The sequence below is a fragment of the Methanobrevibacter sp. genome (assembly GCF_017539065.1).
Taxonomy (GTDB): Archaea; Methanobacteriota; Methanobacteria; order Methanobacteriales; family Methanobacteriaceae; genus Methanocatella.
This window is the reverse complement of record NZ_JAFYHP010000016.1, coordinates 37,687-62,567: the sequence shown is the minus strand read 5'-3', so window position 1 is coordinate 62,567 and position 24,881 is coordinate 37,687. Positions and strand designations below refer to the sequence as shown.

Below are 24,881 nucleotides of genomic sequence, written 5' to 3'. Positions count from 1 at the left end.
AAACAAATATACTACTTTTTTTATAAATTTTGATTAACATGTTAACTAAAAGAATAATTCCTTGTCTAGATTGTGATTTACAGGTTCCTGAAGGGCGTGTTGTTAAAGGAGTCGAATTTAAAGAAATCAAATATGCTGGAAACCCAGTGGATTTAGCAACTCGTTACTACGAAGAGGGTGCAGACGAAATCGTCGTGCTTGACATCACCGCTTCACATGAAAGAAGAGCCACAATGGCAGATGTAATCGATAGATTGACGGAAAACGTATTCATGCCGATTTGTGTAGGTGGAGGAATTAGAAAGGTTGAGGATTACATTAACATGCTTAAAGCCGGAGCGGATAAATGCTCAACCAATACTGCAGCAATTAAAAATCCGGAATTGCTAACAGAAGCTTCAAAGGTTGTCGGATCACAGGCGGTTGTCATTGGAATTGATGCAAAAAGAAGATATGTTGCCCATCCTGATGATGCACCCGACAAGACGGTCATTGAAACCGAAAAAGGATATTGCTGGTTTGATACAAGCATATATGGAGGACGTGAGTTCACAGGCATCGATGCAATTCAATGGGCAATCAAATGCCAGGAACTTGGTGCAGGAGAGATTCTTTTAACCAGTATGGATGGGGACGGAACCCAAAATGGATATGACATCGAGTTAAACAAAACAATCAACGATGCAGTCGACATCCCGGTCATTGCAAGTGGCGGTGTTGGTGAGCCAAAACATATTTTAGAAGTATTTGAAAAGACAGACGTTTCAGCAGCCCTTGCAGCAAGCATATTCCACTTCAATCAATACTCAATCGGCACTGTAAAAGAGTATTTACAAAAAAATAATGTAGCTGTTAGATTATGATTATTAGGAAACCCATTGATTTGGAATTAACTCAAATTTCAGGTCAAACTTCACAACCTCCCTGGAAGCAAGTGGAAGATTCATTTAAACAGGTTGTTTTGGTTGACGGCAAACCGGCAATTTTTGATGTTAAACAATCCGGCGAATTTATAGATTTTAATTTTACAGGCGATGTCTCCAAAAAAGAGGCGGTTTCAAAGTTAAAATATATTTATGATTTGGATTTTGATTTGGATAAGTTTTATAAGTTTTTGAGAAATCATGCAGAGCTTGCTGAAATGAGTGAATTTTGCAATGGTTTAAGACTTTTTTTAGCCCCAAATCCTTTTGAATGTGTCATATCTTCAATTTGCTCTGCAAATAATTCTATTAAAAGGTGGACAAAATCTGCAAATGACATAAAGGAAAAATGGGGAGATGAATATGAGGGTTTTTACACATTTCCAAGTGCAAATACTCTTAAAAATGTTTTCCTTGATGATGAAGAGGAATTTAAGATGACAAATATAGATGACACCTTCAAGTGTAAAAACAACTTAAAAGAGTGCGGTGTGGGCTATAGGGCTCAATATATGAGGAATGCGAGTGAACTTTTTACACTTGAAATGGACCTCTCGGAAATTTCAAAAATGAGTTATGATGAAGCGTTTGAAAGCATCCTAAAAGTTCCGGGTGTTGGTCCAAAAGTGGCAGATTGCATATTGCTTTATGGATTTAACTTCAAAGAGGCTTTTCCATCTGATGTATGGATAAAACGTATTGTTTCATATTTATATTTCGACGGAAAAGATATTAGTGTTCCAAAGGTTAGGGAATTTGGAATGGAAGAGTTTGGTGATAATGCAGGTTATGTTCAATTGTACATGTTTCATTATGCTAGAAGGTCTGGGCTAATGAACAAATTGAAAAAATAATATATTCTATGATTTCAAAATATACTTTTGATGGAAAAGAAAAATATAATCCTTATAATTTGTACAATATTAAACTTTATTGCAGTTTTTGCATCAAACGCAGTGAATATTATCATTCCAACAGTTGCAACAGAGTTTCACATGAGCAATATTGTTCAAAACTGGATTACCATCATCTTTTTTTTAGTCATGGCAATGCTGTCAATTCCAGCGGGCCAAATTTCAGGAAAATATGGCCTTAAAAAAGTAACAATAATTTCTAGTGCCTTATTCATTGTAATTTCTGTTGTCAATGTATTTGTCACATCATCAGAACAGTTCTTATTCTGCCGCCTTGTATTGGGACTTATTTTAGCATTTATTAACGTAACTTCAATGGCGATGGTAGTATCAGCATTTGCCCCGACAGAGAGAGGAAAGGCATTGGGATTGAACATTACAGGAGTTTATGTTGGATTATCTTTGTCTCCTTTTCTTGGAGGAGTCCTGAATTACCAATTGGGCTGGAGATCCGTAATCCTATTTGCAATTCCATTTTTAATCGTTATCATAGCATTACTTTTAAGAATCGATGACGAGTGGGTTACATTTGAAGGAATTCCAATAGATTTGAAAGGTTCTGTTACTTATGCAATAGGAATCGCACTTTTTATTTATGGTTTTACAATACTGAACGAAACTTTAGGTGTTGCACTAACAGTTTTGGGAGCAATAATTTTAGTGGCGTTTGCACTTATAGAGTTAAGGCAACAACACCCGGTATTTGATATCAAATTCCTCAAAAACCGTGAGTTCTTATCTGCTAACCTGGCTTCATTATGCGCATATCTGTCCACTTTTGCAGTTACAACAATTCTGAATTATCATTTGCAATATATCAAAGGCTTTGATTCGCAAACTGCTGGAATAATCTTGCTTGTAGCACCTGTTTGCCAAGTGATTTTGGCTCCGATTGCAGGCAGATTGGCAGACAAATACATTCCGCAAATTTTAGCCGCCATCGGAATGGCGCTTGGTACAATTTCCCTAATATTGTTCTCAACATTGAGCTATGAGACATCACTTCTATTTGTTTTGGGTTCAATGGTCATATATGGTGTAGGTTTTGGTTTGTTTTCACCACCGAATACAAGCGTCATAATGGGTTCGGTTCCACCAAAAGACACTTCAGTCGCTTCAGCATCGGTTTCAACAGTGCGTACGGTTGGTCAGGCAATGAGTATGGGAATATTGACTCTCATATTTGCATTTGTGATGGGTAATGTAGCTATTGTTCCTGATGTTTATCCGTTATTGATAAGCAGCTGTCAAATAACCTGTATAATATGTGTTGGTTTGTGTTTAGCATCTGTTTTCGCTTCACTTGTTGGGTTTAAGGCCAAAAATTAGTTTAATTCATCAAGCAATTCAAATATTTTTTTTTGCTTTAGATTTGCAGCGATTATATGCACGTTTCAAGTTTTTAGGATTATGCGAATCATAATCAACCATATTTCTATATTTTCTTAAGACATTTAACCTTTGGGCTATTTTTTTCCCATTATTTTCTTGATTTAATAGGGGGTGGCTGTCAAAGGTAAGTCTTGTCTCTTGATGAACTCTGCCGGATTTTGATTGCATAATGTGTCTGTTAATTTCATTTAAGAATGTTTCATTCTCTAAAATATAATCTCTTGATTCCAGAAATGACGAATAGTATAATCTATTAATGCCAGTTCTTAATTTTGCAAAGTCACTTTCATTACCATAAGACTCGGCAAGGGCATAATATCCATACCAATCGAATGTTCCGTCATCAGACATAATCTTCCACCAAAATTATGTATTCATTTATTGTTCTTGGATAACTATCGATGATTTCATCGCTTATGAGGTCTTCTTTTTTAATGAGAATTTTTTCATCTGCATCCGAGTAAATTATTATCTCTAGTATTTTTTCATTAGGGTCGGTTTCTTTCATGAAATCAAAGGAGATTCTTCTATAATTGATTTCTTTTGAGATAAGATTTGGCAAATCATAGACTATTTTTTCCAATTCTTGATCTTCACTAATGAAATCGACGATGTCATTTAAATTATCGGATGGAAATTCATAATGATTTTTCAGGAATTCTTTTAGTTTTTCTTTTTCATTAACTTGAATGTCAAATCCGATAGAAGCATCATTTTGCGGAATTTGCATTTCAAGTTTTTGAGAGTGATTTTGCCACATAATTTTATCCTCTAAAATTTTTTTAAATTCAGTTTACTCTATATTTTACTTAGTATTTAAGTTTTTATATATTAATATGGTTCAATTTTGCTAAAATATCATAATATTTATATTTAAGTAGAATTCAAGTATTATGCATTGGAATCAATATTGATGTGAGGTTGTAAAAAAGTGGTAGTCAGAAGTTAAGGGAATTATAAAAAAAAGAAAGTATTGAAAGATAATGATTATCTTTCTTCAATGGTCACTTTGTTCATTACATCGCCTGGGCGAATTGCATCAACAACGTCTTGACCTTTAATAACTTGACCGAATACGGTGTGTACTCCATCTAAATGTGGTTGCGGACAGTGGGTAATAAAGAATTGGCTTCCACCAGTGTCTTTTCCTGCGTGTGCCATGGATAATGCACCGGTACCGTGTTTGTGTGGGTTTCCTTCAGTTTCACATTTAATAGTGTAACCAGGTCCGCCAGTACCATTTCCAATAGGGCATCCGCCTTGAATTACAAAGTTTGGAATTACTCTGTGGAAGGTTAATCCGTCGTAGAATCCTTCTTTGATTAGTTTTTCAAAGTTAGCTACAGTACCTGGAGCTTCATTTGGGAATAATTCTAATTCAATATTTCCTTTATCAGTTTCTATTATAGCGACTTTCATTTTATCACCTAATGTTTTAAATAATACTATTACTATAAATATTGATGATTAAATACTTTATGGAGGATTTTATGAATACTCAAGAATTAATTAAAATTGAAGATGATTATTTTATTAACACTTTCACAAGACAACCAATCGTTTTAGACCACGGGGAAGGTGTTAAGGTAACAGACATTGATGGAAAAGAATATTTGGACATGTTTGCAGGGATAGCCGTTAATGCTTTAGGTCACAATCACCCTAAGCTTGTAAAAGCTATTCAAGATCAAGCGGAAAAATTGATACACATTTCAAGCATTTATTACAATGAACCTGCATTAATCTATGCCAAAAGATTAGTTGAAAAAACCAGTTTTGATAGAATATTCTATGCAAACAGCGGTGCTGAGGCAAATGAAGGTGCTATCAAACTAGCCATTAAATACACAGGAAAAAGTGAAGTTATCTCAACTGTCGAATCTTTCCATGGAAGAACAATAATGACTCTTGCAGCAACCGGTCATGAACATTATCATGAACCATTCAAATGTATTTTACCAAAGGGTTTCATTAATGTGCCATACAATGATATTGACGCAATTAAAGAAGCTATCACTGAAAATACTGCAGCCATTATTGTAGAACCTATCCAAGGTGAAGGTGGAGTAAATGTTCCAGATAGCGACTACTTAAAGCAAATCGAAGAAATCTGTCATGAAAAAGACATTGTCTTCATTGTCGATGAAGTACAAACAGGATTTGGAAGATGCGGAACATTGTTTGCGCATGAATTGTTTGATGTAAAGCCTGACATCATGACAATGGCTAAAGGAATCGGTGGAGGAGTGCCTATGGGAGCAATTCTTGCAACCGAAAAAGTGGCCAGCGCATTCGTGCCTGGAGATCATGGAACCACCTTCGGTGGAGGACCATTAGTTGCGGCAGCCGCAAATGCTGTTTTGGACGCTTTTGAAGAGGAAAACATCTTGGATAATGTTAATGAGGTTGGCGATTATTTCATCGCAGAGTTGAAAAAATTGGATAAGGACGTTATCGCTGATGTAAGAGGTAAAGGTTTGATGGTTGGTATAGAGTTGACCAAGCCTGGTGCGGAATATGTCGATAAACTTCGCGAAGCAGGATTTTTAATTAACTGTACTGCTGATAAGGTTTTAAGATTCGTTCCACCATTGATAATTACCAAAGCGGACATTGACGAATTTGTAAAAGCTTTAGATGAAATACTCTAAAGCACCCAATTCTTTTTTTCCAACACTTTTTTAAGGGATGTTGAAATCTCCAACGTTTTGATTTTTTCCAAGGAAGCCCACATCCAATCTGTATGCTCATCACTTATTTTGACTTCACCTTCAACGTCAGTTAGATACATCATTATTTGGACTGTTCTTTTGTGGGAATAATCGTTTTGGATTGCTTCTGCAAAGTCCCCCACATCAACATCCAGATTTGTTTCTTCTTTAATTTCACGTATAAGGGCATCGGCAAAAAATTCACCCTTTTCCACTTTGCCGCCGGGCAATTCCCACATTTCAGGGTCGGTTCTACTTTTAGGATGCCTTTTCACGATTAAAATTTCACCGGAATCGTTTTTAATGATTCCTCTAACAGTAAGTCCATAAGGTTTCATAATATTATTTTCAACCTTCTATTAAATAATCTGAACGGAAAAACGCTTTCCTTCAATACGATTAAATAGTTTGAATAATATAACTAAATACATAATGTAACTTTTTTAAGGAGTTTTAATTATGGATTTAAATATTAAAGTAAACGATAAAAACCACTTGGATATTGGTGGAGCAGATGCAATAGACATTGCTGAAGAATTCGGAACTCCAACCTATGTAATTGATGAAAATAGGATAAGAGAAAATTATAACAGATTTTATTCAGCATTTTCAAAATACTACCCAGATTTCAAAGTATTTTATGCATGTAAAGCTAATACCAACCTTGCAGTAATGAAAATATTGGAAAGCGAAGGTTGTTGTATTGATGCAGTTTCACCTGGAGAAGTACACATTTCAAAAATGGTAGGTTTTTCAGGGGACAGAATATTATTCACAGGTAACAACATTACCAATGACGAATTGAAATATGTCCACGATGAAGGCGTAGTCTTAAACATCGATTCAGTATCCGCACTTAAAAGATTAGCTAAAGTCGTTGATCCTGAAGGATTAAAAATATCATTCAGAGTAAACCCGATGGTTGGTGCAGGACACCATGACCACTGTATTACCGGTGGAGTGATGAGTAAATTCGGTATCATGGACAACGAAGCTAGTGAAGTATATGAAATGGCAAAAGAATTAGGATTCAATCCAATCGGTATGCACTCTCACATTGGATCAGGAATCCTAGACCCTGAACCATTCAAATTAGCCATCGAATCAACAATGGATATTGCAGGTAAAGTCCATCAGGATACTGGAATTGATTTCGAATTCGTTGACTTCGGTGGAGGAGTCGGAATTCCTTACACTCCTGAAGAAAACATCGTAGACTTAGACAAATTTGCAGAAGTCAATGTCGGATTATTCAAAGAGAAAATTGAAGAATACGATATGGGAAATCCTACAATGTATCTTGAACCGGGCAGATACATAGTCGGTGATGCAAGCGTACTCCTGGTAACCGTTAACAGCGTCAAACAAAGTTACAGAAAATTCATAGGAGTGGATGCTGGTTTCCACACCCTTTTAAGACCCGCAATGTATGATTCATACCACCACATTGTCGATGCAGGCAAGATGGATGCTCCAATGACCCAGGAAGTGGACATCGCAGGTAACGTATGTGAATCAGGAGACTTATTCGCACGCGACAGGCCAATGCCTGATGTGGAAGAGGGGGATGTCTTAGGTATCTTGAACGCAGGAGCATATGGATTTACAATGTCATCCAACTACAACTCAAGACCATTGACTTCAGAAGTATTGGTAACCGATGGCAAATGCTCACTCGTAAGAGAAAGAGAAACATTTGAAGACTTATATGCAAAACAAAGCATTCCACCACATTTAAAATAAGTTGATACTATGGTAGATTTAAAAGGATTAAAATTTTCAAAAATGCACGGAATAGGCAATGACTTTCCAATAATCGACGAATCAAAAGGGGAAGTCATTCCGGAAGCTGACAAACCTGAAGCATGCAGGATATTATGCCACAGAAACTTCGGTGTCGGCGGAGACGGAGTATTGTTCGTAGAGCCATCTGAAGTTGCCGACATTGGATACAGAATGTTCAATCCTGATGGAAGCGAAGCTGAAATGTGCGGAAACGGTATCAGATGCTTTGGAGATTTTGTCTACAGAAAAGGTATTTTGAAACAGGAAAAAATGACTGTTGAAACAAGGGCAGGAATCAAAACAATTGAAATCTCCTTGGAAGATGATGAACCGGTATTGTTTAAAGTGGATATGGGTTTGTCAACATTTAAAACTCCTGAAATCCCAATGACATCTGATAAGGAAGAATTTTTGGATGGCGAGTTGGAAGTCTTGGACACCACTTTTAACCTGACCGCCATCAGTGTCGGAAATCCTCACGCAATAATCTTCGTTGATGATGTTGATGAAATCGACATTAACAAATACGGTCCGGCCATTGAAGCCCATGAAGTGTTCCCCGAAAAGATCAATGTACACTTCGTTGAAGTAATCAGTAAAAACGAGGGTAAGATGATTACCTGGGAACGTGGTGCTGGCCTAACACTTGCATGCGGAACAGGTGCAACTTCTACTGCAATTTCAGGCTTTAAACTAGGTCTGTTTGATGAAAACATTTTGCTCCACTTGCCGGGTGGAGACTTAAAATTCCAAGTTTATGAAAAGGATGATGCACTTGGAGCTTTCATGGAAGGCCCTGCGGTGCTAGTTTTTGATGGAGAATTCTAAATTCTCTATTTTTTTTCATTTTTCTTTCTGTATAAACCGAAGATGATATCAACCACACCGAGTATGATTACAAATACCATCAAAATGCTCATTTCATTTCTTGCGGCTGAAAACGCCAGTGCAAGAATTATAAGAAATACGCCTACAAGTATTGATTGTTTCCATTGTTCCATTTTTTCACCATTATATCTTATATGCATTAATTAATGTTATGTCTTCAAAAAAGAAATGTTCTGAGGCTTTTATTTCTGCAATAAAACCTAACTCATCAAGTCTTGTCAATGTTTCATCATTGCCTGAAAGTGAAGACTGAATTAGTTGGACAGTTCCGCCATCATTTAAATGATTTCCCACTTCATTTAAGAACATGTCAATAACTTTCCTTCCATTTATTCCACCATCGAATGCATAATTTATAGTGTCTTCTAAAACTTCACCTTCTTCAGTCGGCAGATATGGAGTATTGAATAGAATTACATCAAACTTTCTATTTTTGACAGGTTCAAATAAGTTTCCAAATAAAATTTCAATGTTTTCAATGTTGTTTTCTTCAAAGTTTTTTCGCGCAAGTCCACATGCATCAAAATTAATGTCGGTAACGGTAATCCTGTCAGTCAATCTTGAAGCATACATTGCAACAACGCCTGATCCAGTTCCAATTTCTAAAACGCTTTGGCCTTTTTCAATTTCTAAATTATCGGCTAGAAGGTAGCTGTCTTCAGCAGGAATATAAACATTGTCATCAGTATTGATTATAAAATCAGCCATAAAATCACTCTTTAAAAATAGGGTTTAACTTTTGTGATACAAATAAAATTTCTTCAGGAGTAAGCACAACAACTCTTTTTTTAAGATATTCCTCTATTTTTTCATCATCAATTTCATTCAATCTCTTTTTAAGGACTTTCTTATCAATATTGCTGATAATGTGCCTGGAATCAATCAGTGCATTCCTGATTTTTTTGTTTCTGTGCTGGAATAGTGCCTTTGTAAACTTTGAGTATACTTTAAAGTCTTCATGAGAGATGATGTTCTCTTTTGGCGTTAACTTAATGACAGTTGAGTCAATTTGCGGTTTGGGAATAAAGCTTTCGTTGCTAACTTCAGTTAATCTTTCCACATCACATTTAAAATAAAGCATTGCTGAAAGTCTGGAATAATCTTTTGTTCCCACTTCACCGTTCATTCGGTTGGCAAACTCTTTTTGATACATTAAAATAGCTAGGTCAAAATCATAGTTTAAAAATTTGAAGGTTATTGGTGATGAGATTTGATAAGGTAGATTGGAGATGATTTTGTTGAATTTTGGAAATTCAACCTTCAAAGCATCTTCATTAATCAGTTCTACATTATCTATTTTTTCGTCTTTAAGTCGTTTGGCCAATATTTTACAGATCTTTTCATCCTGTTCGATTGCTATTACTTTTTTAGCTTTTTTGGCTAGTTCAATTGTTAATGTTCCAATTCCAGTTCCAATTTCTAAAACAACATCTTTTTTTGTGATATTTCCAAAGTTAATGATTTGGTCTCTTTTATTTTTATCAATTAAATAATTCTGACCTAGATTTTTATTTAACTTTATTCCGTTTTCATTTAAAATATCTTTAGTTATTTTAGATAAGGAGGGGGAATTTTCACTAGTCAATTTATCACTTATCTTCTTCTTGAGCCTCTAGGAGTTTGAGTAAATAGATAATATTTATTTTTACCCTTTCTTGGTGTTGTAGTGTCAAGCTCTTGTTTAACTCTGTTAACAATCATACCAGCAGGATCCGCTAATGTTGGCAATCTTTTGGAAATGTCTTCAAAGCTTTCAAATGGTTTTTCTTCCCTAGCTTTGATAATCTCTCCCATGTATTTTTTACCAATTCCTGGAATTAATTCAAGTGAATGAAGCCTTAAACTTAATGCTTCAGTTTCATTGAAAAATTTTACATATTTTTCTTCATTTGCTTCAACAATATCACGAATAGCGTAATCTAGTTCTATTCTACTAGTTGCGGTTAAATTTTCATAATCCAATTTTCCAAGAACCCTGTATATTTTATCTCTTTTTCCTTTTCCAATATATACAGTGTCTTGAATTTCTAAATCAACACCATTTTTAGGAGCTAATTCAAGTAAAGTGAATTGTTCTGTACCAATAGCTTGAGCAATAGGTTTACCACCGAATTTGGACATATCAGATTTGACATAGCCACGACTTAGATAATCAAGTACAACAGCGTATTCTTCTTTTTTTACTGTTGGTTTTTTTCCATTTCTCTTTTTATTATCCATGTTATCACTCACTATTGTTTTTTTATTATAACATAGTTGCCATAATATTAAACTTATTTATAGGTTTGACTGTTAAGTATAATAAATATATCTAAAAAAAGTAGGATTTGTAAAAATTAATTTTAAAAATAAATAAAAAAAGGGGAATAGTAAAAATACTATTCGATAAAATCATATTGTTCTAACATTTCGAGGATTTTTTCCATGTCCTCTTTGGTTGTTTTTGTTGGTTCTTTAGCAAAAATTAATCTCATGTCTGCTAAGTCTACTGGAACAAAATCAACAATATGCACTGCGACTTTATCTCTTAAACCAAATTCTTCTTTGAGTTTTTGATAAATTTCTTCTGCATCTTCTGGTGAGTATCTTTTAAATCTTGCAAGATGATTTACTGTAAGATTTTGTTGATAATTTAATTCATTGTCTTCAGAGAAATTTTCAATAATTTCTTTTACTTCAGAACTTGGTATTGGTTCGCTTTTAATAACTTCTTTTCCAATCATAGAAATCATTGTTGTAATTTTAAGTGATCAGGTCTTACTATTAACTCTTTTGGTTTGTTACCATCTTTTAAAGAGACAATGTATGCTTTTCCTTTTTGACCGGTGACTTTACCGGTTTTTCCGTGGAATCTAGGAGCAGGTTGTCCTTTTTGGATGGATGGATTAATAGTAATGTGAACTAAGTCTCCTTCTTCAAATCTTTGGAGCCTGTTAGTAATTGGGTTAGTTCTACCCGGTCTTTGTACTTTAGTCATTTTTTTTCTTGATCTACTTTTTAATCCTCTTGATCTTTGCATTATATAACCTCTAATCAGTTCAGTCTGGGTATAAATCTATGTTATCAGCGACCTAGTATTAAAAAAGCCCATAAATACTAGTAACATAGAATGTGAAAATAACTATTACCATCAGTGATATGATAATATTATAATTTTAGTTCAATGGTATTAATATACTTTTAGTTTTTGGGTGATTTTTGAAAATTAGTTTAAAAAAATTTAAAAATAAAAAATGGTGTGAAAGAAGATAACTGTTTAGTTATCTTCGAATCTTCTTCTGTCAATTAATTCTTGACGTTTTCCTGGGTTCCAACCACCGGATGCAGATTTTGCACGTCCAACTTGTTGTACGTAACCGGTAATCCTATCATACCATTCTACATCTTCTTTTTCACCACAGGTAGGACAAACATTGTTTAGTCCTTTCATTAAAGTTTTACATTTTAAACAGAAGCTTAATGCTGAGCTGTAAGCCCAGAATCCGATATCGGATTTTCTTGCAATTTTGTTAGTTAAACTCATTAATGAGTCTGGATCTGAGTATGATTCTCCCATGAATGCATGGAAGATGTGTCCACCAGGAGTTAAACTGTGATATTGTTCTTCAATTTTGATTTTTTCGATTAAGGATAATCCGGTGTCTACTGGCACATGTGAGGAGTTGGTGTAGTAGTTAGCGTTTCCGTCACCTTGTACAATAGCTTGGTCTCCGAATTGTTTTTTATCGAGAGTTGCGAATCTGTAAGCAGTAGATTCTGCAGGAGTTTGTAAAACAGACCATCTAAGTCCAGTTTCTTCCTGTAATTTTTTGGCTCTGTCATTTACATATTCGAGACATTTGAGACCGAATTTGTTAGCATCAGCGTTTTCAATTCCTTCACCGAATAATGATAATAACATTTCATTAAGTCCAACAAAACCGAAGGATAAAGTTGAGTTTTGGATTCTGTAGTATGAATCTTCAGCTACTTGCTGTTTTAAGAATGGTAAAATGCGGAATTCATTTAAACATTTTAATCCTTGTTCTCTTCTAAGCATTAAAGTTTCAACTGCTAAATCCATGTATTCATCTAAATATTCGAATACTTGAGATTCATCTTTGGATTGGTATCCGATTCTTGGGAAGTTTAAGGTTACGTAAGCGAGGTTACCTGTTCTTAAACAGTCTTGGTCCCAGTCACCAGTCCAGGTATCTTGTAAACAGGTTCTGCATCCCATGTAGTTTGCCATTTTTCCTCTGTATTTAGGGAACATGTTTACAAAGTATGATGAACCATATTTTGCAGATAATTCATGTACTAATCTGATATCATCTTCGTATTCACTTGTCATTGTTTCTTTACGGAGTGTGTAAATAGTATTTGGGAATAAATGTGGTTTTCCTTCATTATCTCCTTCGAGTAATGTTTCAGTGAATGCTCTTTGGATTAATCTAGTTTCTTCTTCAAAGTCAGCGTAAGTTCCGACTACTGCACCTTTTGGTCCGTATGCGGTTTCATCTTTTAAGAAATCAGGAACACCAAATTCCAATGCCATACTTGTGAATGGCACTTGGGATCCTCTTGCTGCGTATGCCATGTTTAGGTTGTAAATAAGCATCTGTACAGATTGTTTGATTTCATCGTAAGTTCTGCCTCTTGCAAATGGTGCAACAAATACGTTCCAGAGGGACATTCCTTGTCCTCCAGACATGTTTTGTTGTGCTGCAAGCATAATTTCACCAGTGTGGTTCATTAAAGTTTCCATGTGGTTTGGTGCGCCCGCAATAGAGGTGTGATCACCAGTACCGTCCACTTTAAGTCCGTATTTGATGAAAGTTCTTATATCATGTTGCATACAGTTTAAAGGCCTTCCAGCGAAGAATTCTAAATCGTGAATGTGAATGTCCCCGGACATGTGTGCATCTGCTAAGTGTGCAGGCAACATTTTTAAGAGCGCATATTGTTTTAACGCTTCGTCTGCTACATGTTTGTGAATACTTTCCGGGTTGTGGATCATGTTTGCGTTATCTCTGTTACCGTTTTCAATTAAGGAAGTAATGTTGTAAACAGGGATACCTAAACGAGTGTAACGGCTTCTTAAATCTTCTAAACCGTATTCAATCAATTTTGTGTTGACCATTTCCCTAATCATTGGAGCAGTTAAGTATTCTACATTTAACTTTTTGAGTTCTTTCCAGGTTTCAGTAGCGATTTCAAAAGCAGTTTCTTGGCTAGCACCGGTCTCTTCAATTAAAGTGTTAGCAATTTTTGATAAATCAAATGCTTCGATGGTATCTCTTGAAGTACGTACTCTTAATTGGGTACTTGCTAAGTATTTGTTTGCGATTTCAGGGTCAATATCTTCTAAACATTCGTAAACAATCTTTTTAATCTCTTTGGTTTTTATTCCATCGTATAATTGAGATACTACGGTTGCAATGATTTTATCTGACTCAAAAAATGGGGTCTCAACCATTATCAATGATTTCATTAATTTTTCATAACTGAATCTTTCTTTTATTCCGTTATTTTTTTCCACGTTGATTTTAACGGATTCTTGTAAATTATTTCCTAATTCTGATATTCTTTCCATTTATTTCACACCATTTTCCTAGTTTTTAAAAAAGTTTATTATCCGATTGGAGAGAGTATGCTCTCACATGCTATTACTATTTGTAAACACATGTATAATTATTGTTCGTATTGATACGAACATCTATTTAATACATAGTTTCTCATGGTATATAAATTGTTCGTCTCTAATCGAACAGAGTTGGTCTACTCTGATATTTCCTATATTTTAAATATTAAAAATTAATAGTCCAAGAGAGCATTTGATGAGTATTTAGAAAAATACGTCCAATGAACTCTGCTTGGATTTATCACTTTCAAACAACGAATTGATACCGAATTCCTGAATCTCCAAACGTTGCTCAAGGTAATGTGATACGGGGTATCTGTTAACCAAATCTCTTGAAATTTCAAGATACTTAGTAACTGATCCCTTTGAAACAGATAAAATTAAATTACCGCCACATGCACATTTTCCGGTAAGGGGCATTCTTCTATATTTTGCACCGCACTTGGTACATCTAACCTTCTGCTTTGAAAATGCTCTGGAATTGCCCATAATGTCCGGCAGGAAGTGAGATGACAGTACTTTTTCCACAACTCCACGTTGATCAACAGCCCTAATACTTTCTGCAAGAGCGATTTGAGCTTCTACCTTTTCTCTCATGGAAGGCAATCTTTTGTAAAGACAAACTGTTGGTCCTGCATGGATATTTGAAGTGTTGTGGGAAAACATCAAGCCTTCATACTGCTCAGGAGTACCCAAATGCTTTTCAACATTGTCAATGTATTCGAGCACATCAGCAGGCTTGTGAGGAGTATATGTCTCTTCATAAAACTCAACAGGGAATCTTTCAAAGATATCTAAGTTGTGAGATTCGTCATCTATCTCTTCAGGGTCAATTCTTGAAGATAAAACTAAAGGAGCATCCATACTTCCTCCTCTAGTGTTAGGCAAGTATGATTTTGAAAAGTTAATTAAAGCATCTAAAAGCAACATTATCGCATCTTCATCACTGTCACAGTTTCTACGCTTTGCAGAATGGAAATAAGGATGAGCATAACAACCTAAAGCTTTAGTAAATCCAATAATTCTACCTAAAACTCCGGCTGAAGTGTGGGGTGCAAGGCCAGCTACCAAATGACCAATCAAATCACTTTTCTCTTTCACATTATAGAACGGTTCCATATCATAGAATCTTGTAAGCTCATCATCAATAAATTGTGCAGTTCTAAGCAAGTAATCTCCGCAATTATCTGAAATTACAATGTCTTGAACTTTAAGTTCAATTATCTGGTCAATATTTTCAATTGGATTTCCATAGCAGTCTTTTTCATAACCCATTTCTTTAAGCTTTTCGACGCTAACTCCGATTTCCCTTGGGATAAAATGGGTTAATGGCAAATCAGTAGAGTCGTGACGTATTGTTCCGTCCTTGAAAGTAAATACTTCATGCTTTGCTCTAAGTATTCCTTTTTCTATAGGTTCAGGTAGTTTGGATTCGGAAATCATACCGATAACACCTTTAACCTCATCAACACGCCTTACTTTAACGTTATCAGATGCTTTTTTAAGCATGCTGGCAAGAGGGATGTTTTTCTGTGAAGGTTTTCCCATTACAGTCGGATGGCCGCATTTCGGACAAAGAGAACCGAAAGAACTGATGCCGCATTCAGGATTTGTACATTTTCGTCTTGAAATCTCCACTTTAATATTGCCTTTTTTAGCAGCGGTTGCAACTAGCCTTCTAGCTCCACCGTTATTGCCTATCGGAATTAATCCATGTGGAGCAGGCCTCATTAATCTTTCTTTTGATTTTTCAGGTCTGCCTACACGGGTACCGATGTAAGCGGGAGCTTTGTTTTTGATTTCAACAGGAGAAACCGCATTCACAGCTTCAATGGTTGTTGTCATTTCAGGCAATTTTTCAGATAAGGTTACTAAAAGAGCATAGGAATGATCCTTATCGAGGATTATTTTACCATCCCTTACGGTATGGGGAACCCCCATAATTTCTAAAACTCTTTTTGGGTAAGATAAATCAAGTTTAATTCCTTCTTCTTTTGTGTAAGTTGGCTTGGATTTTTCAAGCAAATCAATTAATCCATTCAGGTCATTAATTGTCACGTCATTGTAACAGTATGTGTATTTTGGATGAAGAGGAATATTATAATCTTTAGATAATTGGAAAGCTTCAACAGCGGTCAAATAATCGAATTCTAATTTATGCAAGTCCAAATCATTATTGTCCTTATCAAAGTTTTCACTTTTCATTAACAACTGAATCCACCATTCTTCAACCCATCCTGATGGATATAAGTTCTGGTTGTTTCTTAAAAACTCACCAAATGCAACAAGCATGTCCCCTAAAAATAGGATTTCCACAACATCTTTTTTGACATCACGTGCTTTCTTTACGCTATCGAGTTTTAAAACATCGCCATTTTTAAGCTTGACAATTGGCCCTTCAATAGAATCCACCGGAACAACACAATTACCCTTGCCGGGATATTCGATTTTAAGTTGTGTCCCAACTGCTAAAAATTCAAGCAAGGCCATGGTCGCCGGGTGAACTCCCATAGTGGCAAGACCGGTGTTTCTAGACCTGCCGTATCTTAGTCTGAAACCTCCTTTTTCTGAAGGATAGCCAAGAATAGGCCTTCCGCCAATGATATCCTGGATATATTTTGGCTCGCTTACAACATCTGAATCTCCATTGTCGTCTGATGAATCACTTGTTTTAGGCTTTGAGTATTCTTCAAGCCAATCCCAGTCAAGACCTAATTTTTTAGCAATCTTTTTAATCTTTTTAGATTTTTGGATAACTCCTTCAACCATAGCTAGAAGCGCTCCGCCACGAATATTGTTAGTTTCGACACGTTCTAAATCTCTGTGGGATACTTCTACTTGATCGGTTTGCTCTCCTGATACTTCTACTGGAATGTGATTTGCTGCAAATCTCACTTCTTCTGGTGTTGGTGAGTATTGCAAATTTGTAACTTCGGATTCGTAAAGTTCAACTTCTTCTACATATCTTTCAATTTCTTCATCTATTGGTTTAAATGCATCAATACCAATTGCTTGTCGGATTTTATCTCCTAAAAGTACGGCTAATGCTGCAGCTGTTCCTCCCGCACTTCTGATTGGGCCTGCAAAATAAACTCCAATATATTTTGTTCCATCAAAGTTTTTCTTGATTTTAACATCAGAGATTCCCTCTAATGGAGCTGCTACTACTCCTTCTGTTAAAATCGCAAGAGCTGTTCTAAGGGCTTGGTCACATCTTTGCTCGTCATCCCAGTTTTCCTTTTCACCAGTCAATTTGAATTTGCCTGTTGCAATTTCGGCGGCAATTTCAAAAGCAACTGATTCTCTGTCCATATCTTTCTCTAATTCTTTAATTCTTTGTGCCACGCCTTCAGGGCCAACTAACCCCTCTACTCTTTCAGCTAAATCCTTTGCAAGTGGCACTTCGGTTTCGGTTTCAACATCTAAACCTTTAGACCTTGCCTCATTAGCTATCTCGTATAGGTGATTGGTTTCTTTTTCTAATCTATCAAAATAATCCATGGTATCGCCACAAGTTACAAAATTAATTTAGTATATAATACTTGGTTTTCATGATTTATTAATGTTTTTTAATAATAGTTAAATAGGTTAAAAACTTAACTTATTACTGTATCTCGTAGTTGAACTTTAATATTAATATTGCTATTATGGTGATTTTAATGTCTGATGATAAACCAATGAACGCTATGTATGGTCAAAAAGTAAAATTAGACTTAGATAAGCTCAAAAACAAATCAAATAACAAGACTGACGAAATAATTGAAGAAAAGGTTGTTGAAGAACCTGTAGTTGAAGAAATTCCTGAACCTGTAGTTGAAGAAGCTATTGAAGACGAACCTGTTGAGGAAGAGGTTTCTGAGATAGTTGTTGAAGTTGAATCTGAAGAGGTTGAGGATGAATCTGTTGAGGAAGAGGTTTCTGAGATAGTTGTTGAAGTTGAATCTGAAGAGGTTGAGGAGGAACAAATTCACAATGAACCTGAAATTGAGGTTATTGGCGAACCTGTTGAGGAAGAAGCTGTTGAAGAACAACCTGAAGAAGACGATTCTAAAATGGATGATTTTAAAGTTAAATTGGCTGAAAAAGATAAAAAATTATCAAATCAATCCAATGAACTTAATTATTTAACTAATAAAATAATTCCTAAACTCAAAAAAGAAAATGCGGAATTAAACAAAGTTAAGAATGAACTAACCTCCGCACTCGAAAAAACCACAAGAAAATACTTTGACCAATTAGATATTAATGCAGATTTAAGCAATAATATCGGTAAATTAGGTGCAGAAGGCGCAGTTCAAAAAGTAAGAGCTGATAAATTAGAAAATGAAGTTAATTCCATTAAAGGGGAATATGAATCTAAAATATCAGAGCTTAAAGAAAAGCTTAGCAGCGTTGATGTTGATACTATTAAGTTAGAAAATAGCAACTTGACTAAAGAGCTAACTGCTGTTAAAGATAAATTATCAGATGCCAGAAAAGAAAACATATCACTTTCTGAAGAAGTTGACAAGTTAAGAGCAGAAATTATCGAATTAGGAAATTATAAAGAAGAAGTCGAAGCACAAATCAAAAAAGAAATCGACGACTATAAATCAGAAATTTCTGAACTTAGAACCAAACTCAAAGTTAAAGAAAGCAGTTATGATAAACTTTCTAATGAAAATAGTAGAACAATATCTGATTTAAGAAAACAAGTTACTAAACTTGAAGAAAAATTAGAAAAAGAATCCAATAAAGGATTGTTTAATAGATTTAAATAGATGATTAAATCATCTATTAACTTATTTTTTTATGTACTCTGATGCTTATTTTATGAATGAAGCTATTAAGGAAGCTGAAAAATCTTTAACTGAAGGAGGAATCCCAATAGGAGCAGTATTGGTTAAAGATGGAGAAATCATATCTAGAGGACATAATAGACTAATCCAAAACGATTCTGTAGTTTTGCATGCAGAAATGGATGCAATTGAAAATGCAGGGCGCCTGGATTATGAAGATTATATTAAATGTACATTATATACAACATTATCCCCTTGTCCGATGTGTTCAGGAGCCATAATATTGTATAATATTCCAAGAGTTGTCGTTGGTGAGAATACAACTTTAATGGGTGCTGAAAATCTGCTCAAATGCAATGATGTGGAAGTGACTGTTTTAAATGATGGAAAATGCCGGGATTTGTTTTTAAAATTCACATGCGATAATTGTGAAATTTGGGACAGGGAACTTGCAAAAGTCGGCAACACTACCGAGGTGAAATAAATGGAAATAATAGTAACTGATGAGAGAGATGAGAGATTTATAGAAATGTGTTCTTCATTTGGATGTGAAGTAAGCGATCCTCAGGTAGTTCTACTTTTAAATAACTTTGGCAAAACCATTGGCTGTGCCAGTTTTAAGGCATATGACAGCAAAACCGCCGAAATCACTACACTATTTTTAAATTCCTATGACAATCGTGAAAAGATATCCTATAAATTGATTAGGCAGCTTGAAAAAATAGCCATCGACTATGAGTTTAAAGGCATTGTAGTCAGCTTTGATAGTCGTGAAGATATTCTAATCGACATTTTTGAAAAATTAGATTACAAGTTTGTGGATGAACTTTTAATGAAAAAGGAATTCAAGAGTTTAATTTAACTCATTGAAATTTTTATTTAATAATAGCATCTTTACCTTCATCTGGAGTTTTACGCATTAAAACTAATCAATTTGTTTTTCAATAGATGCTTCATAACTTTTTCGGATAATAAATATTCAATGTTTTCACATTTTATCCATTACTACTTTTATGATAACATTATTTTTTGCCGGCATATTTAGTCAACATGAGATATTCTAAATCATAGTGGAAATGTTTATATAGTATAATTTTCATATTAGGATTAAAAACAAAAAACCGACCGATAGTCGAAAAATTATTGGCAAGAATATGAAGTTAATTGTAATATAAAAAGGACTGATGGTCTAGTTGGTGGCATATTATGAGAAAAGGTGAAAAAAGGAAAAAAGAGCTGTTAAATATAGCTTATGATATGTTTCTCACACGAGGATATGAGAATACAAGTGTTGACGAAATTATAGAGAAAGCACAAATCGCTAAAGGCACATACTACTATTATTTCCAAAGTAAAGAGCAGATGCTCGAAGAAGTCATAGACATGATGATTGATAATGAGGCCGAAATGGCAAAGCAGATTATCGGAATGGATATTTCAGTACCGCAAAAAATAGTCGGGATAATTGCATCGATAAAACCTACCGAAGCAGAACAACCAGTAAAGGATGCTCTTTTCCACCCAGAAAACGTGTTAATGCATCATAAAGTCAGACAAAAATTGATTAATGTTCTTACTCCACTTTTATCCGAAGTTATAGAAGAGGGAGTAGAGGAGGGTATCTTTGAATGCGAAAATATCCCTGAACGTGTTAAGATGCTCCTTATAATCAGCGATGGTACGTTTAATGAAGGTACATTCAGTGAAAAGGATATTTCTGTCTTTATAGACATGACAGAAAAACTTCTCGGGGCGGAGAACGGAACAATGAGTTTCATTTATGATCTTATTGATAAGAGTGATATGGAGGTGGGCGAGTGAACAATACGGAAAACTACAAATATAAGCCAGTTCTCTTTTTTGCTCTGGCGTATGTTTTTACTTGGATATTTTGGATTCCGGCAATCTTTTTGCCAGAAAGCATAAGTCCATTACTCATGCTAATAGGCCTTATGGCTCCGGCTATTGTGTCTACAGTTTTCATCATGTTGTCAGGGTCAGATTTGCTTAAGCAAGACTTTAAGAATAAGATTATCGGATTTTACAAAGTAAAATGGCTGAATGTAGTTTGGGCTATAATAGTATTTGCGATTGTAATAGTCTGCTCTATTTTGTTGTCTCTGCTATTTGGACAGTCAATTGACCAGTTTTCCTTTACTGAAAGCTTTTCTTTTACCGGTGTTGGAATAGCAGGAGCATTTATTACCATTACGATTGCTTCGATAATTGAGGAAGTGGGATGGAAAGGATACTGTGAGGACTCTATCGGTAACTATATGAACTGGTTTTGGGAATCCATGATTTTTGGAGTTCTATGGTCTTTATGGCATTTGCCTTTAATCTTCATTCAGGGAACATATCAGGCAGGACTTATGGTGAATCCTCTTTATGTGGTTAACTTTTTTGTGAGCGGAATCCCTATGGGTTTTGTCATTACATGGGTCTATCTTGAAAGTGACCGTTCGATATTGGCTTGCATGATATTCCATTTCTTTGTCAATTTCATGCAGGAGAAAATAGCGTTGACTCCGGAGACTAAGTGTCTGGAGACAATAGTAATAACAGTACTTACAATTATTATAATCATGGCTAAAAAAGACATGTTCTTTGAAACTCGCCATGTCGGAAGACTACTTGAATACAGCAACAAGCAGTAGTAAAAAAGTCCGCACGTATATATTAATTTAATATTTAAAATTTTAAAAAAAAGAAAAAGTTAAAAGATTAAGCTTCTTTTCTTAATCTTTTTACTACAAAGTCTTTATCCAAACTTAATAAGAATGATGCTGCTCTTGGGCCTTGTTTTTGGCCGAGAATCATTTTATAGATAGCTTGGAAACCTTTTTGCGGTTTTAATCCTTGAGCTTCTAGGATCTCATACATTGCATCGTGCAAAGCTGTCGCATCGCTAAATTCAGTAGTTTCCATCAAATCAGCTAGGTCAGCTAAGAATTGATCTTGTTCTGGTGTTAATGGCAAGTTAGGCACGCTTTTTTCTTGCACTTTGAATTTTACAAAGTTAGGTGCGTAAGTGTCTAACCAGTAGATTACATTGTCAACTCTTTCTCTGTATTGAGCCAATTCGGTTTCAGTCAAATCACCAAATTCTTTGTCTTTAAAGCTTTTGGTCAATTGTGAGTTCTTTTTAAGAATTTCAAAGATTTTCTCCAGGTCGTCACCTGCAATTTGATAAGCGTTGACCAGGAATCTGAATGGCGGTCTGAAAGGTAAAGGACTGCCTGCATTGATTTGGACTATTTCATAGATTTCTTTGAATTTTCTGCCTTCTTTTTCAGATGGAGCTTCTACTTCATCATAGAATACTTTTTCAACTGTATCGAATTGGTCGATAAAGTCTAAGAAAGGCATTTTTGGTGAGAAATCTTTTGCTTTCATTGGTTTTGATCTGAATAAGTAGTAGTGAAGACTTTCTGCAGGGCCTATTTTTAACCATTCGTTAGGTGCGAAGAATACCCCATGGGATTTACTCATTGCTTCACCGTCAAGGGTAATCCATTCGTATGGTACAGGATACGGTGCAGGATAATCGAAGATTTTTTCAGATATTACGCTACTTACATCGTAGGATCCTCCACTTGCAGCATGGTCTTTACCGAATGGTTCGCATGTGGTTCCGAATATTTTCCATCTTGCCGCCCATTCAACTCTCCATGTGAGTTTACCGTTTCCAGATTTGATGTCCATTTCGCCTTCGTGGCCACATTCACATCTGTATTTGATAATGTCTCCGTCGTAATCGTAAGCGTATGTGGTATTTACACGTCCACATTCATCACAGATTGGGTTGTAAGGTAACCAGTCGTCAGCTAGCGGCTCTCTTCTGTATTGGTTAAATATCTCTTTGATTTCTTCAACTTTTTCTAAGGAAGTTCTGATGTAATCGTTATAGTCTCCGTTTTTATACATTTCAAAACCGGATTTTGCTTCCATTTCGATTCCATAATCGTCCATCACACTTAATAATGGTTTTTCAAAGTGTTCTACGAAGTTTGCACAACAGCCATCCGGACATGGAATCACTGAATATGGCATTCCTAAGTATTTATCATAATCTTCAGGTAAAGGATATGGAACTTTTCTCAATGGATCATGGTCATCTGCAATCCATATTGTTTTAGCTTTTTTCCCTTTTTCTCTTAATTTCTTTCCAATTCCATTAGCTACAAATATGTCGCAAGAGTTTCCAATGTGTATTGAACCTGAAATGGAGGTACCGCTTGCAATGACATGTTCTTCTACATCCATTTTACTTAATTCATTAGCTATATTTTCAATCCAATGTGTCATTTATATTCACCATTACAATGATAAGAATAAGTTTTATAATGTGTTATTATTTGTTGTTATTTATATAAAAATATTAAGTACAAGATGCGAATTTGGTAATTTTTAGAAATGAAGTGTTATGATTTGCAATCATTTCAAGCATTTTTTCATCATTTGAAATGAAAAGATTATAGTGATAATATAATAATTAAAAAAAGAAAAAGAAATAGGTTAAAAACCTATTTGATCAAGTCGGAATCTGATTGGTCCAACCATTCGTTAACGATTTTCACTGCACAGAAGTTACCGCACATTGTACATGTGTCCTCTTCTTCAGGAGGTCTTTGGTCTCTTTTTGCACGTGCAGCTTGTGGGAACATTGCACATTCATATTGTGCTTCCCAATCAAGTCTTTTACGAGCTTCTGCCATTGCAAGATCTTGTGAACCGTCGATTTGGCCGGTTGCAAGGTCGCCTGCATAAGCTCCGATTTTGGTTGCAATGACTCCTTCCCTTACGTCATCCGGATTTGGAAGAGCCAAGTGTTCTGCCGGAGTCACATAACAGATGAAGTCAGCACCAGCCTTTGCAGAGGATGCCGCACCGATTGCAGATACGATGTGGTCGTAACCTGGCGCTACATCGCACACAATAGGTCCGAGCATATAGAATGGTGCGTTTGAACACATTTTCTTCTGAATCATGACATTTGTTGGGATTTCATTGATTGGGATGTGTCCAGGTCCTTCAATCATACATTGTACTCCTGCTTCACGGGATCTGTCGATTAATTCTCCTAAAATGATCAATTCTTGTATTTGTGCCCTGTCGGTTGAATCGGCAATGGACCCTGCCCTCATACCGTTTGCAAGGGACAATACAACATCATGCTCTTTGGCAATTTCCAAAACGTAATCGAAGTTTTCGTACAATGGGTTTTCTTTTTCGTTTTCCACAATCCAACCGGACATGAAGGAACCTCCTCTTGAAACAAGTCCGGTTACGCGGCCTTGCCTTTTGAGTCTGGTTAATGTTTCAATGTTGATGCTGCTGTGGATTGCCATAAAGTCAATACCATCTTTTGCTTGTTTTTCGATGGTTTTGAATAAGTCATCTTCATCCATGTAAATTACGGAGCCCTCTCTTCTGATGGCTTCAATTGCTGCCTGATAAACCGGTACGGAACCAACTGGCAATGGAGACATGTCGAGCACTCTTCTTCTTATTACATCCAAATCTCCGCCAATACTCAATTCCATTAGACAGTCTGCGCCGTTGTCGATAGCAATCTGTGCTTTTAGGACCTCTTCATCAAAGTTGACGATGTCTGTTGAGGTTCCAACAGTTGCGTTGACTTTTGTTCTGAGTCCTGCTCCAATACCTGCAGCTTCAATGTCTCTGTGCACGTTTCCAGGTATTACGATGGTACCTTGTGCAACTGATTTCAATATAAAGTCTTCTGAAACACCTTCGATTTTTGCGACGTGCTTCATTTCATCGGTCAATATTCCCTTTTTTGCATCACTAATTTGTGTCATGATTATTCCTCAAGTAATATTTAAAACAGTCAAATTAAATTT

At 35.5% G+C, this 24,881-nt stretch carries 26 protein-coding genes; 11 read left to right on the top strand and 15 right to left on the bottom strand.

Going from position 1 to position 24,881, the window contains the following annotated elements:
• Positions 1-38 precede the first annotated feature (38 nt).
• From hisF to IKS50_RS04405, 3 genes are read left to right on the top strand one after another with little or no spacing between them, the layout of a single operon-like run.
• Positions 39-863 carry an imidazole glycerol phosphate synthase subunit HisF gene (gene hisF, locus IKS50_RS04415; RefSeq protein ID WP_292845963.1) on the top strand — a complete coding sequence of 275 codons (825 nt, stop codon included), beginning with the start codon at positions 39-41 and terminating at the stop codon, positions 861-863.
• Complete coding sequence (locus tag IKS50_RS04410) at positions 860-1,777, top strand: DNA glycosylase (protein WP_292845960.1); 918 nt, start codon at positions 860-862, stop codon at positions 1,775-1,777. The genes hisF and IKS50_RS04410 overlap by 4 nt, the downstream gene beginning before the upstream one ends.
• Positions 1,778-1,807: 30 nt before the next feature.
• On the top strand, positions 1,808-3,166 hold the full coding sequence (locus IKS50_RS04405; protein WP_292845957.1) for an MFS transporter: 1,359 nt from the start codon (positions 1,808-1,810) through the stop codon (positions 3,164-3,166).
• Positions 3,167-3,184: 18 nt separating this feature from the next.
• Here IKS50_RS04405 and IKS50_RS04400 read toward each other — a convergent pair whose 3' ends face one another.
• From IKS50_RS04400 to IKS50_RS04390, 3 genes are all read right to left on the bottom strand, one after another.
• Positions 3,185-3,580 (bottom strand): hypothetical protein, encoded by a 396-nt coding sequence (locus IKS50_RS04400; RefSeq protein WP_292845954.1) that lies wholly within the window; start codon positions 3,578-3,580, stop codon positions 3,185-3,187.
• Positions 3,573-3,989, bottom strand: coding sequence for a hypothetical protein (locus IKS50_RS04395; protein WP_292845952.1), 417 nt, complete (start codon positions 3,987-3,989; stop codon positions 3,573-3,575). The genes IKS50_RS04400 and IKS50_RS04395 overlap by 8 nt, the downstream gene beginning before the upstream one ends.
• 227 nt (positions 3,990-4,216) lie before the next feature.
• Positions 4,217-4,648 (bottom strand): peptidylprolyl isomerase, encoded by a 432-nt coding sequence (locus IKS50_RS04390; RefSeq protein ID WP_292845950.1) that lies wholly within the window; start codon positions 4,646-4,648, stop codon positions 4,217-4,219.
• 71 nt (positions 4,649-4,719) lie between these two features.
• Here IKS50_RS04390 and IKS50_RS04385 point away from each other — a divergent pair, with 71 nt between their 5' ends.
• Positions 4,720-5,880 carry an acetylornithine transaminase gene (locus tag IKS50_RS04385; RefSeq protein ID WP_292845947.1) on the top strand — a complete coding sequence of 387 codons (1,161 nt, stop codon included), beginning with the start codon at positions 4,720-4,722 and terminating at the stop codon, positions 5,878-5,880.
• On the opposite strand, the gene IKS50_RS04380 is transcribed toward IKS50_RS04385, so the two are convergent.
• Positions 5,877-6,281, bottom strand: a complete 405-nt coding sequence (locus tag IKS50_RS04380) for an NUDIX domain-containing protein (protein WP_366664923.1) — start codon at positions 6,279-6,281, stop codon at positions 5,877-5,879. The genes IKS50_RS04385 and IKS50_RS04380 overlap by 4 nt on opposite strands.
• Before the next feature lie 118 nt (positions 6,282-6,399).
• Between IKS50_RS04380 and lysA the strand changes: the two genes are divergently transcribed.
• The gene (gene lysA, locus IKS50_RS04375) at positions 6,400-7,683 is read left to right on the top strand and encodes a diaminopimelate decarboxylase (RefSeq protein WP_292845941.1); all 1,284 of its coding nucleotides are present in this window, start codon (positions 6,400-6,402) and stop codon (positions 7,681-7,683) included.
• Positions 7,684-7,692: 9 nt separating this feature from the next.
• Entirely contained in the window at positions 7,693-8,553 is an 861-nt protein-coding gene (gene dapF / locus IKS50_RS04370) for a diaminopimelate epimerase (protein ID WP_292845938.1), read from the top strand.
• Positions 8,554-8,558: 5 nt separating this feature from the next.
• On the opposite strand, the gene IKS50_RS04365 is transcribed toward dapF, so the two are convergent.
• From IKS50_RS04365 to polC, 8 genes are all read right to left on the bottom strand, one after another.
• The gene (locus IKS50_RS04365) at positions 8,559-8,726 is read right to left on the bottom strand and encodes a hypothetical protein (protein ID WP_292845935.1); all 168 of its coding nucleotides are present in this window, start codon (positions 8,724-8,726) and stop codon (positions 8,559-8,561) included.
• Positions 8,727-8,736: 10 nt separating this feature from the next.
• Positions 8,737-9,321, bottom strand: a complete 585-nt coding sequence (locus IKS50_RS04360) for a HemK2/MTQ2 family protein methyltransferase (protein WP_292845932.1) — start codon at positions 9,319-9,321, stop codon at positions 8,737-8,739.
• Positions 9,322-9,325: 4 nt separating this feature from the next.
• A complete protein-coding gene (gene rsmA, locus IKS50_RS04355) occupies positions 9,326-10,198 on the bottom strand; it encodes a 16S rRNA (adenine(1518)-N(6)/adenine(1519)-N(6))-dimethyltransferase RsmA (protein WP_292845929.1) in 873 nt (290 codons plus the stop codon).
• An 8-nt stretch (positions 10,199-10,206) separates the two neighbouring features.
• Complete coding sequence (locus IKS50_RS04350) at positions 10,207-10,833, bottom strand: DUF655 domain-containing protein (RefSeq protein ID WP_292845926.1); 627 nt, start codon at positions 10,831-10,833, stop codon at positions 10,207-10,209.
• A 158-nt stretch (positions 10,834-10,991) separates the two neighbouring features.
• Positions 10,992-11,336, bottom strand: coding sequence for an RNA polymerase Rpb4 family protein (locus IKS50_RS04345; RefSeq protein ID WP_292845923.1), 345 nt, complete (start codon positions 11,334-11,336; stop codon positions 10,992-10,994).
• 5 nt (positions 11,337-11,341) lie between these two features.
• On the bottom strand, positions 11,342-11,632 hold the full coding sequence (locus IKS50_RS04340; RefSeq protein WP_292790924.1) for a 50S ribosomal protein L21e: 291 nt from the start codon (positions 11,630-11,632) through the stop codon (positions 11,342-11,344).
• A 237-nt stretch (positions 11,633-11,869) separates the two neighbouring features.
• A complete protein-coding gene (gene nrdD, locus IKS50_RS04335; protein ID WP_292845920.1) occupies positions 11,870-14,188 on the bottom strand; it encodes an anaerobic ribonucleoside-triphosphate reductase in 2,319 nt (772 codons plus the stop codon).
• A 252-nt stretch (positions 14,189-14,440) separates the two neighbouring features.
• Positions 14,441-17,737 (bottom strand): DNA polymerase II large subunit, encoded by a 3,297-nt coding sequence (polC, locus tag IKS50_RS04330; RefSeq protein ID WP_292845917.1) that lies wholly within the window; start codon positions 17,735-17,737, stop codon positions 14,441-14,443.
• Positions 17,738-17,895: 158 nt separating this feature from the next.
• Between polC and IKS50_RS04325 the strand changes: the two genes are divergently transcribed.
• The 4 genes from IKS50_RS04325 to IKS50_RS04310 all read left to right on the top strand — a co-directional run bounded on the left by IKS50_RS04325 (position 17,896) and on the right by IKS50_RS04310 (position 20,835).
• Entirely contained in the window at positions 17,896-18,996 is a 1,101-nt protein-coding gene (locus tag IKS50_RS04325; RefSeq protein ID WP_292845914.1) for a hypothetical protein, read from the top strand.
• 31 nt (positions 18,997-19,027) lie between these two features.
• Positions 19,028-19,498 carry a nucleoside deaminase gene (locus IKS50_RS04320; RefSeq protein ID WP_292845911.1) on the top strand — a complete coding sequence of 157 codons (471 nt, stop codon included), beginning with the start codon at positions 19,028-19,030 and terminating at the stop codon, positions 19,496-19,498.
• Positions 19,499-19,876 (top strand): hypothetical protein, encoded by a 378-nt coding sequence (locus IKS50_RS04315; RefSeq protein WP_292845908.1) that lies wholly within the window; start codon positions 19,499-19,501, stop codon positions 19,874-19,876.
• Positions 19,877-20,220: 344 nt separating this feature from the next.
• A complete protein-coding gene (locus tag IKS50_RS04310; RefSeq protein WP_292845905.1) occupies positions 20,221-20,835 on the top strand; it encodes a TetR/AcrR family transcriptional regulator in 615 nt (204 codons plus the stop codon).
• A 13-nt stretch (positions 20,836-20,848) separates the two neighbouring features.
• On the opposite strand, the gene IKS50_RS04305 is transcribed toward IKS50_RS04310, so the two are convergent.
• Entirely contained in the window at positions 20,849-20,998 is a 150-nt protein-coding gene (locus tag IKS50_RS04305) for a hypothetical protein (RefSeq protein ID WP_292845902.1), read from the bottom strand.
• Between the two features lies 1 nt (position 20,999).
• Here IKS50_RS04305 and IKS50_RS04300 point away from each other — a divergent pair, with 1 nt between their 5' ends.
• Positions 21,000-21,671 (top strand): CPBP family intramembrane glutamic endopeptidase, encoded by a 672-nt coding sequence (locus tag IKS50_RS04300; RefSeq protein ID WP_292845899.1) that lies wholly within the window; start codon positions 21,000-21,002, stop codon positions 21,669-21,671.
• Between the two features lie 67 nt (positions 21,672-21,738).
• Here IKS50_RS04300 and lysS read toward each other — a convergent pair whose 3' ends face one another.
• Positions 21,739-23,322, bottom strand: coding sequence for a lysine--tRNA ligase (gene lysS / locus IKS50_RS04295; RefSeq protein WP_292845896.1), 1,584 nt, complete (start codon positions 23,320-23,322; stop codon positions 21,739-21,741).
• 218 nt (positions 23,323-23,540) lie between these two features.
• Entirely contained in the window at positions 23,541-24,839 is a 1,299-nt protein-coding gene (gene thiC, locus IKS50_RS04290) for a phosphomethylpyrimidine synthase (RefSeq protein ID WP_292845893.1), read from the bottom strand.
• Positions 24,840-24,881 lie beyond the last annotated feature (42 nt).